We start from the raw sequence: 17,208 nt of genomic DNA, 5'->3' as shown, positions 1-17,208 counted from the left end.
TGTCTGTCAAGCGGCCTGTTGCCCCAAGGCCATTTCACTCCACACTGCACTGCAAAGAGGCACGTCGAAACTGAGAACTTCGCAAGGCAGCGGAACGGGTTACGCACCCGCCGCAGCCGACTACCGGACGCCGAAGGCTTGACCGGCAACGGGCGGTGTTTTCATATCGATGGCGATCGGAGCCGCTGAAAGAGCGGCGAGGGGAAATGCGGCCGGCGCGACCTTGAACGCGCGGCTCTTGGGAGGACCGGCTGTGGCGAATTCGGCCGCCGCGCGCGCGGATACGTTTCCAAAGCTGCTTTTGCGCAATGCCCGCGACTTCGGGACGCGGCCTGCCATGCGCCACAAGGATCTCGGCATCTGGCAGAGCTGGACCTGGGCGGAGACGAATGAGATCGTCCGCGCCTACGCAGTCGGACTGTCGCGGCTCGGTTTGAAGCGCGGCGAAACCATCGCCATCATCGGCGCCAACCGGCCGAAATTATACTGGTCGATCCTGGCGGCGCAGAGCCTCGGCGCCATACCGGTGCCGGTTTACGCCGATGCCGTCGCCGAAGAATTGGCATTCGTGCTGGCGCATGCCGAAGCGCGTTTCGCCGCGGTCGAGGATCAGGAGCAAATCGACAAGATCCATTCGGTGCAGGATCGTCTGCCGAAGCTCGAATGGATGCTTTACGACGAGCCGCGCGGCCTGCGCGATTACGATCACAACCGCCTTCGCGCGATGGAGGACTTGATCGGCGAGGGACGCAAGGCGCTGGCGGACGATGCCAGGCTCGGCGAATGGCTCGATAACGAAATCGCCGTAACCAAGGGGTCGGATCCCTCGATCATTCTCTACACCTCCGGCACGACCGGTGCCTCGAAGGGCGTGGTGCTGTCGGGCGAGCGCTCGATCGCCGCCGCGACTGATACGGTGAAATTCGATCATCTCGACGAGAACGATGTCGCGCTCGCTTACCTGCCGCTCGCCTGGGTCGGCGACCACTACCTCAATTTCGCGCAAGGCCTGGTCGCGGGCTTCTGCATGGCGTGCCCGGAAAACGCCGACACCGCAATGGCCGACCTGCGCGAGATCGGCCCGAGCTTCTACTTTGCGCCGCCGCGCACGCTGGAGGGGCTGCTGACGCGCGTGATGATCCGCATGGAAGACGCCAGCGCCTTGAAGCGCAAGATCTTCCACTATTTCATCGGCGTGGCGCGGCAATACGGCGAGCGCATCCTCAACGGCGAGAAAGTGCCGCTCACGGGCCGCATCCTCTATGCCATCGGCAATGTCCTGATTTACGGACCACTCAAGAACGTGCTCGGCTTCTCGCGCGTGCGCGTGGCTTACACCGCGGGCGAGGCCATCGGGCCGGACCTATTCGCCTTCTATCGCTCGATCGGCCTCAATCTGAAGCAGCTCTATGGCCAGACCGAAGCCTTCCTTTACGTCACCTGCCAGCCGGACGGCGCCATCCATTCCGACACGGTCGGGCCGGCGGCGCCGCACGTCGACATCCGCATCGCCGACAACGGCGAAGTGCTGTTCAAGTCGCCCGGCATGTTCACCGGCTATTTCAAGGACGCGGCCAAGACCGCCGAGGTGATGACACCGGACGGCTATGTGAAGACCGGCGATGCGGGTTTCTTCGACGACAAGACCGGCCAGCTCAAGATCATCGACCGCGCCAAGGATGTCGGCAAGCTCAAGGACGGCACGCTGTTCGCGCCGAAATACATCGAGAACAAGCTCAAGTTCTTCCCCAATATCCGCGAGGCGGTGGCCTATGGCGACGGGCGCGACTTCGTGACGGTGATGCTCAATATCGACCTCACGGCCGTGGGCTCCTGGGCCGAGCGCAACAACGTCGTGTACGGCTCCTATCAGGAACTGGCCGGCCATCCCCAAGTCTACGACATGCTGCAGAAGAACGTCGCCGAAGTGAACAGGTCGCTCGCCGCCGACAAGATGATGCGTGGGGCGCAGATCAAGCGCTTCCTTATCCTGCACAAGGAACTCGATGCCGACGACGGCGAGGTGACGCGCACCCAGAAGGTGCGCCGCGGCTTCGTCGCCGAGCGCTACGCCCCGCTGATCAACGCGCTCTACGACGGCTCGCACGAGGCCGACATTTCGACTGAAGTCACCTTCGAGGATGGCCGCAAGGGAACGCTCAGCGCCCGCGTCAAAATCCGTGACATGCAGATCGAGTCGCCGCCGGCGATGGAGAAGGCGGCATGAGAGCCCCCGACGACACGCCGAAGTCCCGGACGGGCGACGTGCTGCTCTCGGTCGAGGACGTGTCGCTGGCGTTCGGCGGCGTCAAGGCGATCAACGGCGTGTCGTTCGACATCCGCCAGGGCGAGATCCGCGCCATCATCGGCCCGAACGGCGCCGGCAAGACCTCGATGCTCAACGTCATCAACGGATTCTATCATCCGCAGCAGGGCCGCATCACCTTCAAGGGCCGGACCCGCGCCAAGATGCGGCCCTATGAGGCGGCCGCCGGCGGCATCGCCCGCACCTTTCAGAACGTGGCGCTGTTCCGCGGCATGTCGGCGCTCGACAACATCATGGCCGGCCGCACGCTGAAAATGAAGCGCTCGATGTTCTGGCACCTGCTCCGCTTCGGCCCGGCGATGCGGGAGGAGGTCGAGCATCGGCACTTCGTCGAGGAGATCATCGACTTCCTCAAGATCCAGGAGATCCGCCGCACGCCGGTCGGCCGTCTGCCTTACGGCCTGCAGAAGCGCGTCGAACTCGGCCGTGCGCTCGCCATGGAGCCAGAACTGCTGCTGCTCGACGAGCCGATGGCCGGCATGAACCTAGAAGAGAAGGAGGACATGTCGCGCTTCATCCTTGACGTCAACGATTACTACGGCACGACGATCGCCCTGATCGAGCACGACATGGGCGTGGTCATGGACCTGTCCGATCGCGTCGTCGTGCTCGATCACGGCCTCAAGATCGCCGATGGCACGCCGGCGGAGGTGATGAAGAACCAGGCGGTGATCGACGCTTATCTCGGCGTGTCGCATTGAAGGTCGGATGATGGATATCCTCTACAAAGTCTTCATCGATCCCTTCATGCAGATGGGCGGCGCCCCGGATCTGCTGGTGCAGACGCTGTGGGAAGGTCTGGTCGCCGGCATGCTCTATGCCCTGATCGCGCTTGGCTTCGTGCTGATCTTCAAGGCGTCGGGTGTCTTCAATTTCGCGCAAGGCATCATGGTGGTGTTCGCGGCGCTGACCTTGGTCGGCATTTACGACCTGCTGCGGCAATGGGGCGTGCCGTCCGGCTGGCTCGCCGCCTATCTGGCGCTGGCGCTGTCGCTGGTGGTGATGTTCGGTCTCGCCTTCGCCGTTGAACGCGTGATGCTGCGCCCGCTGGTCAACCAGCCAGACATCATCCTGTTCATGGCGACATTCGGGCTGACCTATTTCCTCATCGGCTTCGGCGAGTTCGTATTCGGCGGCAACCCGAAGCGGATGATCGCCGGCGAACTCAATCTGCCGAGTGGTGCCGTCGAGTTCAAAATGGCCGGCGGTTTCGTCAGCATGCAAAAGATCGACATTGCCGCGGTGCTGATCGTGTCGGTGATGGTCGGTGCCTTGAGCTTCTTCTTTCAGCGCACCCGCATCGGCAGGGCATTGCGCGCCGTCGCCGACAGTCACAAGGCCGCGCTTTCGGTCGGCATTTCGCTCAATCAGATCTGGGTCATTGTCTGGTTCGCCGCCGGCGTCGTCGCGCTGACCACCGGCATCATGTGGGGCGCGCGCTCCGAGGTGTCGTTCTCGTTGCAGATCATCGCGTTGAAGGCGCTGCCAGTGCTGATCCTCGGCGGCTTCACCTCGATCCCGGGGGCTATCGTCGGTGGCCTGATCATCGGGGTCGGCGAGAAAATCGGGGAGTTCTACTGGGGTCCGCTGCTCGGCTCCGGCATCGAGAGCTGGCTGGCTTACGTCATTGCCCTTCTGTTCCTGCTGTACCGGCCGCAAGGCCTGTTCGGCGAAAAGATCATCGAGAGAATATGAGGGGACGATGAAGCGACATCCGGAGTCTCCCGGGGAGGGCCCCATCAATGGTCTTCATGTCATCTGAGGAAGTGATCTGACATATGCTCTACCGCGAGGCAGGCCAGTTCAAAACGAGCTACGTCGCCGACCAGGCGATCTTTCCAATCCGCCAGGATCGCATTGGCCTTGCCGTGATCCTCATCGCGGCCTTTGTCGGCGTGCCGCTGTTCGGCTCCGACTTCTTCATCAGCGCGGTTATGGTGCCGCTGCTGGTGTTCTCGCTGGCGGCGATCGGTCTGAACATCCTCACCGGCTACACCGGCCTCCTGTCGCTCGGTACGGGTGGCTTCATGGGTGTCGGCGCCTTCGCCTGTTACAAGCTGACGACAGTCTTCCCGGACGTGAACATCATCATCTGGGTTCTGGTGTCCGGCTTCTTCTCGTGCGGCATCGGCATCCTGTTCGGTCTGCCGTCGCTGCGCATCAAGGGGTTCTATCTGGCGGTTGCGACGTTGTCCGCGCAGTTCTTTCTGGACTGGGCCTTCGTGCGCATCCCGTGGCTGGTCAACAACAACACATCCGGTGCCATCGAGGTGCCGACCCGTACGCTGCTCGGCATTCCGGTAACCGGGCCGACGGCGCAGCCGGAAGTGCGCTATCTCGTCATTCTGTCTGTCGTCACCCTGCTCACGGTGATCGCGTCCAACCTGGTGCATGGCCGTATTGGCCGGAGCTGGATGGCGGTGCGCGATATGGACCTTGCGGCCGAGCTCATGGGCATCCGTCTGTACCGGACCAAGCTCCTGGCCTTTGCGGTGTCGTCCTATTACTGCGGCGTCGCCGGCGCACTGATGGTTTTCTTCTGGTACGGCAGCGCCGAGCCGGCGGTGTTCGGCATCGATCAGTCGTTCTTCATCCTGTTCATGGTCATCATCGGCGGTCTTGGCAGCCTTGTCGGCTCGTTCTTCGGAGCGGCGCTCATTTACGGCATGCCGATCATTCTCAAAGGCGTGGTTGCCATGGTCGGCCTGCAGATCACGCCCGCCACCGTCGAACACCTGACCTTCATGACCGTCGGCGCGCTGATCATCCTGTTCCTGATTATCGAACCGGCGGGCCTCGCCCGTCTCTGGCAGATCGGCAAGCAGAAGCTGAGGGTCTGGCCATTCCCATATTGAGAGTGCAGACTGAGAACCAAAAATCCGCCTGCGGGCGGGCACGCCATAAAAAACGGCGTGAAACCAGAGGGAGAGAAAGGCCATGCTTGGCTTGAAGAACGTCAAGACGACAATGATCGCGGCTGCGCTCGTGGCGGGCACAGTTGCAACGTCGCTACCGGCGACGGCGCAGGAGTCGATCTATGTGCCGCTGTTCACCTACCGCACCGGTCCATTCTCGGGTTCAGGCATCTACATCGCGGAAGGCATGCGCGATTACCTTGAGATGCTGAATCAGCGCGACGGCGGCATCGGCGGGGTCAAGCTGGCGCTCGAAGAATGCGAGACCGGTTACGACACCAAGAAGGGCCTCGAATGCTACGAGGCCGTGAAGGACAAGAAGCCGGTGGTCATCAATCCATGGTCGACCGGCATCACGCTGCCGCTGATCCCGCGTGCCTCCGTCGACAAGGTCCCGGTGCTGTCGATGGCTTATGGCCTGTCCGCAGCCGCGATCGGCGATACCTTCCCATGGATCTTCAACCCGCCGGCGACTTACTGGGACGGCGCCTCGATGATCCTGACTTATATCGGGGGCAAGGAAGGCGGCATGGATAAGCTGAAGGGCAAGACCATCGGCTATATCTATCTCGACGCCGGCTTCGGCAAGGAGCCGATCCCGCTGCTCGAACAGATGGCGAAGGATTACGGCTTCAACCTCAAGCTCTACCCCGTTGCCGCGACCGAAATGCAGAACCAGTCGTCGCAGTGGCTCAATGTCCGCCGCGACCGGCCGGATTACATGGTCATGTATGGCTGGGGCGCGCTGCAGCCAACTGCGGTGAAGGAAGCCGTCAAGATCGGTTATCCGATGGACAAGTTCGTCTCCATCTGGTGGCCGAGCGAGGATGACGCCGCGGCCGGTGGCCCGCAAAGCAAGGGTTTCAAGGCGCTCAACTGGCACGCCGTGGGTGACAACTTCCCGGCGATCGCCGACATCAAGAAGTTCGTCACCGACAAGAACCTGACGCAGACCGACAAGAGCCACATCGGCAAGGTTCTCTACAACCGCGGTATCTACAACTCGATGCTGATCGCCGAAGGCATCCGCAACGCGCAGAAGCTCACGGGCAAGAAGGTCATCACCGGTGAGGACATGCGTCGCGGTCTCGAAACGCTCAATATCGATGCAGCGCGCTACAAGGAGATGGGCCTTGAAGGCTTCGCAGGGCCGGTCAAGCTGACCTGCGCGGACCACAACGGCCATTTCGCGACTTACATGCAGGAATGGGACGGCTCGAAGTACGTCAAGGTCTCGGGCGACATCAAGCCGAACATGGACAAGGTCAGCCCGCTGCTGAACGCGGCTGCCAAGGAGTACACCGACAAGGCCGGTAGCTGGCCGAGGCGCACCGAAGCCTGCGACAAGGCGTCGTAACAAGACCGATCCTCGTCCTTAAGCCGCGCCGTCAGCGTGTCTCGAAGGACGAGGCCACTGAGTAACGCCCTCATCTTCGAGACGGCGCTATCGCGCCGCCTCAGGATGAGGGCTCCTCTCGGAAAAATCCCATGTCCCTCGCCGCAAACACAGCACCCGCGATCGCGACCGAGAAAATCCTCTCGGTCAACAACATCGAGGTGATCTACGATCACGTCATCCTGGTGCTGAAGGGCGTGTCGCTCGATGTGGCCAGGGGCGGCATCGTCGCCCTGCTTGGCGCCAACGGCGCCGGCAAGACCACGACGCTAAAGGCGATCTCCAACCTGCTGCATGCCGAACGCGGCGACGTCACCAAGGGCTCGATCATCTTCGACGGCGCCGAGGTGCAGGACATGTCGCCGAACGACCTGGTGCGGCGCGGCTGTATCCAGGTGATGGAGGGCCGCCACTGCTTTGGCCATCTCTCGATTGAGGAGAACCTGCTGACCGGCGCGTTCACGCGCCGCGATGGCAAAGCCGCGATCAAGCGTGACATGGAGCTGGTCTATGATTACTTTCCTCGGCTGCGCGAGCGCCGAGGCTCGATGGCGGGCTACACCTCGGGCGGCGAACAGCAGATGTGCGCGGTGGGGCGCGCGATGATGGCGAAGCCCAAGATGATCCTGCTCGACGAACCGTCGATGGGGCTGGCGCCGCAGGTCGTCGAGGAAATCTTCGAGATCGTGAAGGATCTGAATGCGAAAGAGGGTGTGTCGTTCCTGCTCGCCGAGCAGAACACCAACATGGCGCTGCGCTACGCCAATTACGGCTACATCCTCGAGAACGGCCGCGTGGTGATGGATGGTGACGCCAAGTCGCTGTCCGAGAACGCCGACGTCAAGGAATTCTACCTCGGCATTTCCGAGGGCCGCCGCAAGTCGTTCCGCGAGGGCAAGCATTATCGCCGGCGGAAACGGTGGCTGACGTGACCCTCTCTTACCCTCCCCGCAATGGGGGAGGGTGAAGGAAGCAATCCATGCCCTCCCATTACGACTCCCTCGAAACCCGCGAGCCGACGCTCCGCGAGCGCGAGCAGTTCGCCGGACTCCATGGCATCGTCGCTCATGCGATGAAAGCACCGGGCTGGGCGAAGCATCTCGCCGGCGTCGATGCCAAGTGGGTCATGTCGCGCGAGACGCTGGCGAAACTGCCGGTGCTGCGCAAATCCGATATCGCTGCGCTGCAGAAGGAGCATCCGCCGTTCGGCGGCCTCAACGTCACGCCACCAGGAAAGGCCAAGCGGCTCTTGATGTCGCCGGGTCCGATCTTCGAGCCGGAAGGTCATGGCGACGACTGGTGGGGCGCGGCACGCGCCTGCTTCGCCGCCGGCATGCGCGACGGCGACATCGTGCATAATTCCTTCGCCTATCACCTGACGCCGGGCGGCTTCATTCTTGAATCCGGCGCGCACAAGCTTGGCTGTGCCGTCATTCCCGGCGGCGTCGGCAATACCGAACAACAGATCGAAGCGATCGCGCATTACCGGCCGTCAGCGTATATCGGCACGCCGGACTTCCTCAAGATCCTGCTCGATACCGCGCAGAAGACCGGCAAGGATGCGTCCTCGATCAAACGCGGCCTGGTATCCGGTGCGGCGTTGCCTGGTTCGCTGCGTGAGGAATTGCGCTCACGCGGCGTGCAGGCACGGCAGTGCTACGCTACCGCCGAACTCGGCGTCATCGCGTACGAAAGCGAAGCGATGGACGGCATGATCGTCAACGAGCACGTCTTTCTCGAGATCGTGCGCCCCGGGACGGGCGATCCGGTCACGGAAGGTGAAGTGGGCGAGGTCGTGGTCACCTCGTTCAACCCGGACTACCCGATGATCCGGCTGGCCACCGGAGACCTGTCCGCCATTCTGCCGGGAATATCAGCCTGCGGGCGGACAAACCGCCGCATCAAGGGCTGGATGGGCCGCGCCGACCAGACCGCGAAGGTCAAGGGCATGTTCGTGCATCCGCGGCAGGTTGCCGAGGTCGGGTCGCGCCATCCCGAGATATTGCGCCTGCGGCTGGTGGTCGGCCGCGCGGCCGAGCAGGATACCATGACGCTGATGGCGGAGGTCGCCGGCACGAACGCCGCGCTGGCAGACGCCCTCGCGACGACGCTGCAATCGGTGACCAAGCTGCGCGGCGAGGTCCAGCTCATGCCGCCGGGTTCGCTGCCCAATGACGGCAAGGTCATCGCCGACGAGCGGCCGGTCGGCTAGGGCGGTCCGGCCGCTTGACCGCAGCCGCCATTTGCCGCTCATAACCACCTATGACCGACGCCCCCAATCCCCACCTGCCGCCGGACCACCCGAAGGTACCGCCGCGCCGCGTCGGCGTCCTGCTGGTCAATCTCGGCACGCCGGATGCCACCGACTACTGGTCGATGCGCCGCTATCTCGGCGAGTTCCTCTCCGACCGCCGTGTCATCGAGGAAAACCGGATCAAGTGGTGGCTGGTGCTCAACCTCATCATTCTCACCTTCCGGCCGGCGCGGAAGGGCAGGGACTACGACAAGATCTGGAACAAGGAGCGCAACGAGTCTTTCCTCAAGACGATCACGCGCTCGCAGTCCGACAAGCTTGCCGCCGACATGAGCGGCGATACGCGCGTCATTTTCGACTGGGCCATGCGCTACGGCAATCCGTCGATCAAGTCGCGGCTCGATGCGCTGCAGGCGCAAGGCTGCGACCGCATCCTGATCGTGCCGCTCTATCCGCAATACGCCGCCGCGACGACCGCCACCGTCGCCGACAAGGCGTTCGAGGCGCTGATGCAGATGCGCTGGCAGCCGGCGGTGCGCATCGCGCCGGCTTACTTCGACAACCCGGTCTACATCGACGCGCTGGCGACATCGCTGCAGGCGTCGCTGGCGAAGCTGCCGTTCAAGCCGGATGTCATCCTCGCCTCGTTCCACGGCATGCCCGAGGAGTATTTGCGCAAGGGCGATCCGTATTACTGCCAGTGTCACAAGACCGCGCGGCTGTTGCGCGCGCGGCTGAACATGGACGAGCAGCAACTGATGCTGACGTTCCAGTCGCGCTTCGGCCCGGCCGAGTGGCTCAAGCCCTACACCGACAAGACGGTCGAGGCGCTGGCCAAGAAGGGCGTCAAGAACCTCGCCATCATCACGCCGGGCTTCTCGTCGGACTGCCTGGAGACGCTGGAGGAGATCGCCATGGAGAACGCCGGCATCTTCAAGGAACATGGCGGCGAGAACTTCGCGGCCATTCCCTGCCTCAACGACTCGTCCGAGGGCATGGCCGTGATCCGCGACGTCGTCGCCCGCGAGTTGCAGGGCTGGGTTTAACCCGCAGCCCGGCGTCTCAACACCTCGTTAACCATAGCGCTTTAACGTCCGTTAACCACTTCCCGCCGGCTCCGCGGGCGGGTGCGCGTGCGCGCTCCCGTTACGGCCGGCTCCAGGAGGCCTGCGTCTGGACGTGTTGCGCTCCCGCCGTGCGATATCCACCGGCTTGCGCCCGCTGGTCGGCCTGATGACGGCCGCCTGCGTGATCGCGCTCGGCTGCGGTACCGCGTTCGGCCAGATCGTGACGCCGGATTCGGTCGATCCGTTCGCGCCGAAAGCCGCCATTCCGCGCAAGCCGCAAACCTTCCAGAAATTCGGACCGCAGCAGCAGGCGCAACTCAACCAGACGCCGACCTTCACCGAGCCGCCGTCGGCCGCCGGCGAGACGGGCTTCGACTCGACCAACAGTCGGAACGCCAAGGCCAAGGCGCGGGCGCTGGCGGCGAAAAAGCCGGGCGTCGCGGCGCGGGCGCAGGCGACATCGCCGGATCAGCCGCCGCCCGTCGCGATCTCGCCCTATCAAATGCCGATCCCTTCGGCGGGCAACACCACAGCCGTCAATTCTTCTGCGGCCAAGAGCGCGATGGCCTCGACCAACGGCGCGCCGCCTGTCGAGATCGGGCCGATCCGCAAGCCGCCGAAGAAGCGCAAGCGCGAGGAAGACGACGATCCCTATGCGCAGCACGGTGTTCATGCCGGCGGCTTCGCGCTCTATCCCGCGGTCGAGCTGATCGGCGGCTACGACACCAATCCCGGCCAGAGCGCGAACGCCAAGGGCGCCTCGCTTTATTCCGTGCAACCGGAGTTGCGCGCGCAATCGAACTGGTCGCGCCATGAACTGAAGGCCGACCTGCGCGGCAGCTACACCGGCTATTCGCCCGACAGCGATCCGACGCTGAGCCGCCCAAACGTCAACGGCAGGATCGACGGCCGCGTCGATGTCACGCGGGCGACCCGCATCGACCTCGGCGGCCGCTTGCTGGTCGGCACCGACAATCCCGGCAGCCCGAATCTGCAGGCCGGCCTCGCCAAGCTGCCGATCTACACGACCTTCGGCGGCTCCGCGGGCGTCGGCCACAAATTCAATCGCTTCGACGTCTCGCTCAAGGGCGATGTCGAGCGGATGGCGTATCAGGACTCCAAACTCACCGATGGATCGACGCTGAGCAATGAGGACCGCAACTACGATCAATACGGCGTCAAGCTGCGCGGCGGCTACGAACTGCGGCCCGGCGTCACGCCTTATGTCGAAGGCGGCGTCGATACGCGCAAGCACGACCTGGCCACCGACTCTTCCGGCTACCAGCGCAATTCCAAGGGCTGGACGGTGCTGGTCGGCTCGACCTTCGAGATGAGCCGCGCGCTCACCGGTGAGACCGGCATCGGCTACACGCAGCGCACTTATGACGACCCGCGGCTCGACAAGCTCAGCGGCGTCGTCGGCAACGCGTCGCTGATCTGGAATGCCGACGCACTCAACACCGTCAAGCTCACGGCGGAGTCGGGCGTCCAGGAATCGGCAGTGGCGGGCGTCTCCGGTGTGCTGTCGCGTGACATCAAGCTGCAGTACGACCACGCCTTTCGCCGCTGGCTGATCGGCACCGTCAAGGTCGGTTACGGCAACGACGATTACAAGGGCTCGGATCGCGACGACGATCGCTACATGATCGCGCTCGGGCTGACCTACAAGCTCAGCCGCTGGGCGCAGGTGAGGGGCGAACTGCGCCAGGACTGGCTGCGCTCGAATGTCACCGGCAACAATTTCAACGAGACCAGTTTTCTCCTCGGCCTGCGCTTGCAACAGTAATATTTGCGCATGACCTAATCCGAAATCCGGGGGACTTTTCGGGCCATACGCTAGCGAATTCCGGCGCGGACGAAGCTTTGGATGAAGGCGCGCTGGAACACCAGCAAGGCGATCATCAGCGGCGCCGAAGTCATCAGAGCCGCGGCGCAGATCACCGACCAGTCGATGCCCTGATCGACCGAGGCGAAGGTCTGCAGGCCGACGGTGAGCGGCCGCGTCTCCACCGAATTGGTGACGATCAGCGGCCACAGGAAGTTGTTCCAGTGGTAGCTCACCGAGACCAGGCCATAGGCGACATAGATCGGCTTGGCGAGCGGCAGATAAACGCGCCAGATCGTCTGCAGCGTGCTGGCGCCTTCCATGCGGGCGGCGTCGTCGAGTTCCTTCGGAATCGTCTTGAACGCCTGCCGCAACAGGAAGATGCCGAAGGCCGAGGCCACATAGGGAATGCCGACGCCGGTCAGCGTGTCGATCAGGTCGAGCCTTTGCAGCGTCCGGTAGTTTTCGAGAATGAGGACGTCCGGCGTCACCATGAGCTGGATCAGGATCAGCGCGAACAGCACGTCGGCGCCGTAGAATTTCCAGCGCGCCAGCCCGAATGCCGCCAGCGTACAGATGACGAATTGCGCCAGCATGATGCCGAGCACCAGCATCACGGTATTGAGGAAGTAGCGCGGAAACGGCGCCGCGACCCAGGCGTGCCTGAAATTATCGAAGGTCAGCGGTGCGGTGATCTCGAAGCGCGTGGCATAGGCCGCCGGGTGAAACGCCGCCCACAGCGCATAGAGCAGCGGCAGCGCCCAGAGCAGCGCGAAGGCCCAGGCCGCGATCGTCGAGAGCGAATTGATGCGGTTCGCCTTCATCGCCTCACCGATAGTGAATCTTGCGATCGAGCAGGAAGAATTGCGCCAGCGCCACGGCGGCGAGCGCGGTCAGCAGCACGGCCGACAGCGCCGCGGCATAGCCGAGATCCCAGAACGAGAACGCGACCTGATAGATGTAGAACAGAAGCAGCGTCGTCGCGTTGTCGGGTCCGCCGCCAGTCATGGCGATGACCTGATCGACAACACGGAAGGCGTTGATCAGGGCGTTGATGCCGACGAACAGCGTGGTCGGCATCACCATCGGCCAGGTGATGCGGCGGAATACCTGCCAGCGGCTGGCGTTCTCCATGCGCGCGGCTTCATAGAGATCGGGCGGCACCTGCTGCAGCGCTGCCAGATAGAAAATCATGAAGAATCCGGCCTCCTTCCAGATCGTCACCGCCATCAGCGACGGCAGTGCCGTTGCCGGATCGCCCAGCCAGTTGACGCTGGCGAAGCCCAAGGTGCGGCCGATCTTGTTCAGCAGCCCGTAGTCCTGTGTGTAGAAGAACAGCCAGATATTGGCCGCGGCCACCATCGGCAGGATGGTCGGCGTAAAGAAAGCGAGCCGCAGGCCAGCGCGGCCGCTGATCTTGCCGTTCACCCACAGGGCCATGAGAAGCGCAAACGCGATCGCCAGCGGCACCGTGATCAGTGCGTACAACAGATTGTTGGTCAGCGCGCGCCAGAAGATCGGATCGGCGACCAGCGAATGATAGTGCGTCAAACCAATGAAACGCGACGGGCGCGCGCCATGCGGGGTCGAGAAGAAACTGTCGATGACGGTCTTGATCGCCGGGATATGGGTGAAAGCGGCCAGCAACACCACGGCAGGCAGGGCGAGCAACCAGCCCTGCACGTGGATGTTCAACCGTCCTTTCGTCATTTATCCGGACCGGTCATCGATCTCCGCTCATTCCCGCGGAGGCGGGAATCCAGTGCTTTGGCTGTGTTTGCCATCGCCGCGCTGGGTCCCCGCTTTCGTGGGGACGAGCGGAGTATCAATTGCATGACTTAGTTTTGGAACGGCCCGAGGATGCGGGTCGCTTCGGCTTGCGCCTGATCGAGCGCGGCCTTGGCCGGCTTGCCGCCCGTCAGGATCGCCTGCAGGGCGTCGTTCAGCGCCTTGGTGACGCGCTGATTGTCATGCGTCGACAGTTCCGCCACCGCTTCCTTGAGCTGGTCGCGGGCGACGATCGCCGGCGGGAATTCACTGGCGTATTTCTTCATCGCCGGCGTTTCCCAGGCATCCGGACGCGTCGCGACATAGCCGGTGGCGATGCCCCAGTCGGCGGCAAGTTCGGGCGTCGTCAGGAAGCGGGCGAATTCGATCGCCGCCGCCTGCTTGGCCTTGTCCTTGGTTTTAAAGATATAGATGTTGCCGCCGCCGGTCGGCGAGCCGCCGCGCACCTTCTTCGGCATCGGCGCGACGCCAAAGGCGAATTTGGCGTTGGCCTTGACGTTGGTCAGGTTGCCGGTGGTGGTCCACATCACCGCGGTCTTGCCTTCGAAGAAGTCCTTCGGCGTGGTGCCCCAGTCGATGATGCCCTTCGGCATCACTTCGTCCTTCATGCTGAGGTCGGCGAAAAATTGCGCCGCTTCCACCACCTTCGGATCGTTATAGGCGACCTTGGTGCCGTCCTGGTTGGCGAGGATGGCGCCGTTCTGCGTCGTCAGTGCCTGGAACAGCCAGTACGGGAAACCGGAAGAGGGGATCTCGACACCCCACTGCGTCACGTTGCCGGAGGCATCCTTCTTGATCAGCTTCTTGCCGAACGAGACCATCTCTTCCCAGGTCGCCGGCGCCTTTTCCGGGTCGAGACCGGCGGCCTTGAAGGCATCCTTGTTCCAGTACTGCACGATCGTCGAGCGCTGGAACGGAATGCCCCAGGTGTGGCCTTGAGCCTGGCTGTTTTCCATGAACGCCGGATAGAAAGATTTGAGCCACGTCTTGTCGGCATCCGAGTTGGCGATCGTATCGACTGGCTCGATGATCTCGTTGTCGATCAGCGTGAACATGTCGGTGGACAGAAGCACCGCCATGTCCGGCGGGTTGCCGGCCTTCGCCGCTGTCATCGCCTTGACGATCGAGTCCTGGTAGCTGCCGGTATAGACCGGCTTCACGGTGATTTCGGGATGCTTCTTCTGGAAGGCATCGACGTAGCCGTCGACGATCTTGGTGATCGGGCCGCCGACCGCGATCGGATAATAGAAAGTGATTTCGGTCGCCGAGGCGACTGAGACGCCAAGCGCCAGCGCGACGGCTGTCGCCGTGGCAATGCGAGCCAGAACCTTCATGGCAGTGCTCCCCTAGTGTGAGACGGTTTGAAGCTTCGGCCGGACGACCGAGCTGAATTCAGCAGCGACGCGACGGCCGCTGCTCGCCTCGAAGATGTGCGCGGCAGAAGGCTGCCAATGCACGCCGACGGCGGCGCCGACCGCCGGCACGTCCTTGCCCCGCACCCGGGCGAGGATCGGCCGTTCGCCGATCCTGCAGGTGACCAGCGCTTCGCCGCCGAGGTATTCGACCGCCATGACAACGGCATGAATACTGCCCGGCGCGGCGCCGCTATCCACCGTGACGTCTTCCGGACGCAGGCCCAGCACGCGGCCCTTGCCGGGGCCGGCGAACAGGACCGGCGCCATCGTGCCGGCGATCACGGCGCCGTCGCGGCCGTCATCGAGGTCGAGGAAGCTCATCGGCGCGCCGCCGATGAAGCGCGCGGTGAACAGCGTGGCCGGACGGTCGTAGAGATCGGCCGGTTCGCCTTGCTGCTCGATCCGTCCGGCGCGCATCAGGATGACCTCGTCGGCCATGCTCATCGCCTCGGTCTGGTCGTGCGTCACATAGATCATGGTGATGCCGAGGCGCTGCTGCAGTCCGCGGATTTCACGGCGCAGATCCTGGCGCAGTTGCGCATCGAGGTTCGACAGCGGCTCGTCGAGCAGACAGACGGGCGCCTCGGCGATCAGCGCGCGGCCGAGCGCGACGCGCTGTTGCTGGCCGCCGGACAATTGCGCCGGCTTGCGCGCGAGCAAGGCTTCGAGGCCAAGTACGCCGGCGACCTTGGCAAGCCGCGCCGCGATCTCCGCCTTCGGCGCGCCGCGCACCGACAGGCCGAACGAGATGTTGTCGGCGACGCTGAGATGCGGAAACAGCGCGTAGGACTGAAACACCATGGCGACGCCGCGCGCCGCGCCGGTCAATCCGCTGACATCGCGACCGCCGATTTCGATGGTGCCCGAAGTCGGTTCTTCTAGGCCGGCGATCATGCGCAGCATCGTCGACTTGCCGCAGCCCGAAGGCCCGAGCAGGACGGTCAGATGGCCTTGTTTGACGGCAAAAGAGACGTCGGCCACGGCGGTCGTCACGCCCCAGCTTTTCGTCACGGAGCGGACTTCAACGCTGTGCACGACATCGTCCCATCGGCCCGGCGGCCTGTCCCGAGTGCGGATAACAATGCGACATGACAGTCTTGCGACAGTCCGGCTCCCCGTCAATAAGGGAACCGGACCCTGTGCAAATGCAGCGCAACCGGGACGAAGAGGCCGGCGTTACTTGCCGCTAAGGATGCGCTCGATCTCGCTGCGGAATTCCTGGGCGAGGTCCTCGCGGTCGAGGCCGTAGGCGACATTCGCGGTCAGGAAGCCGATCTTGGAGCCACAATCGTAGCTGCGGCCGTCGAACTTGAAGCCGTAGAATGGCTGCGACTTGGCCAGCGTGAGCATCGCGTCCGTCAGCTGGATTTCACCGCCGGCGCCGGCGGCCTGGCTGCTCAGCACTTCGAACAGTTCCGGCTGCAGGATGTAGCGGCCGGTGATCGACAGGTTGGATGGCGCGTCCTTGGCCTTCGGCTTCTCGACCATCTGGGTGACCTCGAAGGCCTTGCCCTTGGTCTTGCCGACGCCGACCACGCCGTACATGTGGATGCGATCCATCGGCACTTCTTCGACGGCGATGATGTTGGCCTTGTCGTCGAGATCCCTGGCCGCTTCCATCATCTGCGCGAGGCAGCCCTTCGGATTCTTCACCAGCACGTCGGGCAGGATTACCGCGAACGGCTCATCGCCGACGAGATCGCGCGCGCACCACACCGCGTGACCGAGACCGAGCGGCGATTGTTGACGGGTGAAGCTGGTGCCGCCGGCTTCCGGCAGGTCGTCCTTGAGCAGTTCGAGATCGGCGTTCTTGCCACGCTCGATCAGCGTCACCTCGAGTTCGAATTGGCGGTCGAAGTGGTCTTCGATGATGTTCTTGTTGCGGCCGGTGATGAAGATGCAGTGCTCGATCCCGGCTTCATGCGCCTCGTCCACGACGTGCTGGATCAGCGGCCTGTCGACGACGGGGAGCATCTCCTTCGGCATCGCCTTGGTGGCGGGAAGGAACCGGGTTCCCAGACCGGCGACAGGGAAAATGGCTTTGCGGACAGGTTTCATAAAGGCAGGAACTCGCTGAAGGGAGGGGAACCAAGGGGTGCGACTAAAAAGCATGGCCCTCCGGAAACGTCCAGTTGTGTCCAACTGGTCCGGAATGAGACACTCTTCTGGATTGTTAACCTCGTCGAAACGGTATTCCGGCTCCCATAGGGCATGGCAAGGAG

General features: G+C 63.4%; 14 protein-coding genes. 9 read left to right on the top strand and 5 right to left on the bottom strand.

The window, feature by feature from the left end; all coding sequences use genetic code 11:
- Positions 1–253: 253 nt before the first annotated feature.
- The 9 genes from ASD45_RS15935 (at position 254) to ASD45_RS15895 (ending at position 11,744) form a co-directional block, all read left to right on the top strand.
- A complete protein-coding gene (locus ASD45_RS15935) occupies positions 254–2,227 on the top strand; it encodes an AMP-binding protein (RefSeq protein ID WP_056912380.1) in 1,974 nt (657 codons plus the stop codon).
- The gene (locus ASD45_RS15930) at positions 2,224–3,027 is read left to right on the top strand and encodes an ABC transporter ATP-binding protein (protein ID WP_056912379.1); all 804 of its coding nucleotides are present in this window, start codon (positions 2,224–2,226) and stop codon (positions 3,025–3,027) included. The genes ASD45_RS15935 and ASD45_RS15930 overlap by 4 nt, the downstream gene beginning before the upstream one ends.
- 10 nt (positions 3,028–3,037) lie before the next feature.
- Positions 3,038–4,021: a branched-chain amino acid ABC transporter permease gene (locus tag ASD45_RS15925; protein WP_200949681.1), complete on the top strand. Its 984-nt coding sequence runs from the start codon at positions 3,038–3,040 to the stop codon at positions 4,019–4,021.
- Between the two features lie 83 nt (positions 4,022–4,104).
- Positions 4,105–5,181 carry a branched-chain amino acid ABC transporter permease gene (locus ASD45_RS15920; protein WP_056912378.1) on the top strand — a complete coding sequence of 359 codons (1,077 nt, stop codon included), beginning with the start codon at positions 4,105–4,107 and terminating at the stop codon, positions 5,179–5,181.
- An 82-nt stretch (positions 5,182–5,263) separates the two neighbouring features.
- On the top strand, positions 5,264–6,598 hold the full coding sequence (locus tag ASD45_RS15915; RefSeq protein WP_056912377.1) for an ABC transporter substrate-binding protein: 1,335 nt from the start codon (positions 5,264–5,266) through the stop codon (positions 6,596–6,598).
- 131 nt (positions 6,599–6,729) lie between these two features.
- Entirely contained in the window at positions 6,730–7,569 is an 840-nt protein-coding gene (locus ASD45_RS15910; protein ID WP_056912376.1) for an ABC transporter ATP-binding protein, read from the top strand.
- A 47-nt stretch (positions 7,570–7,616) separates the two neighbouring features.
- The gene (locus tag ASD45_RS15905; protein ID WP_056912375.1) at positions 7,617–8,849 is read left to right on the top strand and encodes an AMP-binding protein; all 1,233 of its coding nucleotides are present in this window, start codon (positions 7,617–7,619) and stop codon (positions 8,847–8,849) included.
- A gap of 50 nt (positions 8,850–8,899) precedes the next feature.
- Complete coding sequence (hemH, locus tag ASD45_RS15900) at positions 8,900–9,937, top strand: ferrochelatase (RefSeq protein WP_056912374.1); 1,038 nt, start codon at positions 8,900–8,902, stop codon at positions 9,935–9,937.
- 133 nt (positions 9,938–10,070) lie between these two features.
- Positions 10,071–11,744, top strand: a complete 1,674-nt coding sequence (locus ASD45_RS15895) for an outer membrane beta-barrel protein (RefSeq protein WP_156380886.1) — start codon at positions 10,071–10,073, stop codon at positions 11,742–11,744.
- A gap of 50 nt (positions 11,745–11,794) precedes the next feature.
- On the opposite strand, the gene ASD45_RS15890 is transcribed toward ASD45_RS15895, so the two are convergent.
- The 5 genes from ASD45_RS15890 to galU all read right to left on the bottom strand — a co-directional run bounded on the left by ASD45_RS15890 (position 11,795) and on the right by galU (position 17,044).
- Positions 11,795–12,607 (bottom strand): carbohydrate ABC transporter permease, encoded by an 813-nt coding sequence (locus tag ASD45_RS15890; protein ID WP_056912372.1) that lies wholly within the window; start codon positions 12,605–12,607, stop codon positions 11,795–11,797.
- 4 nt (positions 12,608–12,611) lie between these two features.
- Complete coding sequence (locus tag ASD45_RS15885) at positions 12,612–13,493, bottom strand: sugar ABC transporter permease (RefSeq protein WP_056912371.1); 882 nt, start codon at positions 13,491–13,493, stop codon at positions 12,612–12,614.
- Positions 13,494–13,621: 128 nt separating this feature from the next.
- Positions 13,622–14,905 (bottom strand): ABC transporter substrate-binding protein, encoded by a 1,284-nt coding sequence (locus ASD45_RS15880; protein WP_056912370.1) that lies wholly within the window; start codon positions 14,903–14,905, stop codon positions 13,622–13,624.
- Positions 14,906–14,917: 12 nt separating this feature from the next.
- Complete coding sequence (locus ASD45_RS15875; protein WP_348271232.1) at positions 14,918–15,997, bottom strand: ABC transporter ATP-binding protein; 1,080 nt, start codon at positions 15,995–15,997, stop codon at positions 14,918–14,920.
- Positions 15,998–16,162: 165 nt separating this feature from the next.
- Positions 16,163–17,044: a UTP--glucose-1-phosphate uridylyltransferase GalU gene (gene galU / locus ASD45_RS15870; RefSeq protein WP_056912368.1), complete on the bottom strand. Its 882-nt coding sequence runs from the start codon at positions 17,042–17,044 to the stop codon at positions 16,163–16,165.
- Positions 17,045–17,208: the final 164 nt, after the last annotated feature.

The sequence above is a fragment of the Pseudolabrys sp. Root1462 genome (assembly GCF_001426945.1).
In the GTDB taxonomy this organism is placed as follows: domain Bacteria; phylum Pseudomonadota; class Alphaproteobacteria; order Rhizobiales; family Xanthobacteraceae; genus Pseudolabrys.
The sequence above is the reverse complement of the archived record's forward strand: the minus strand, read 5'-3'. Positions and strand labels throughout refer to the sequence as shown.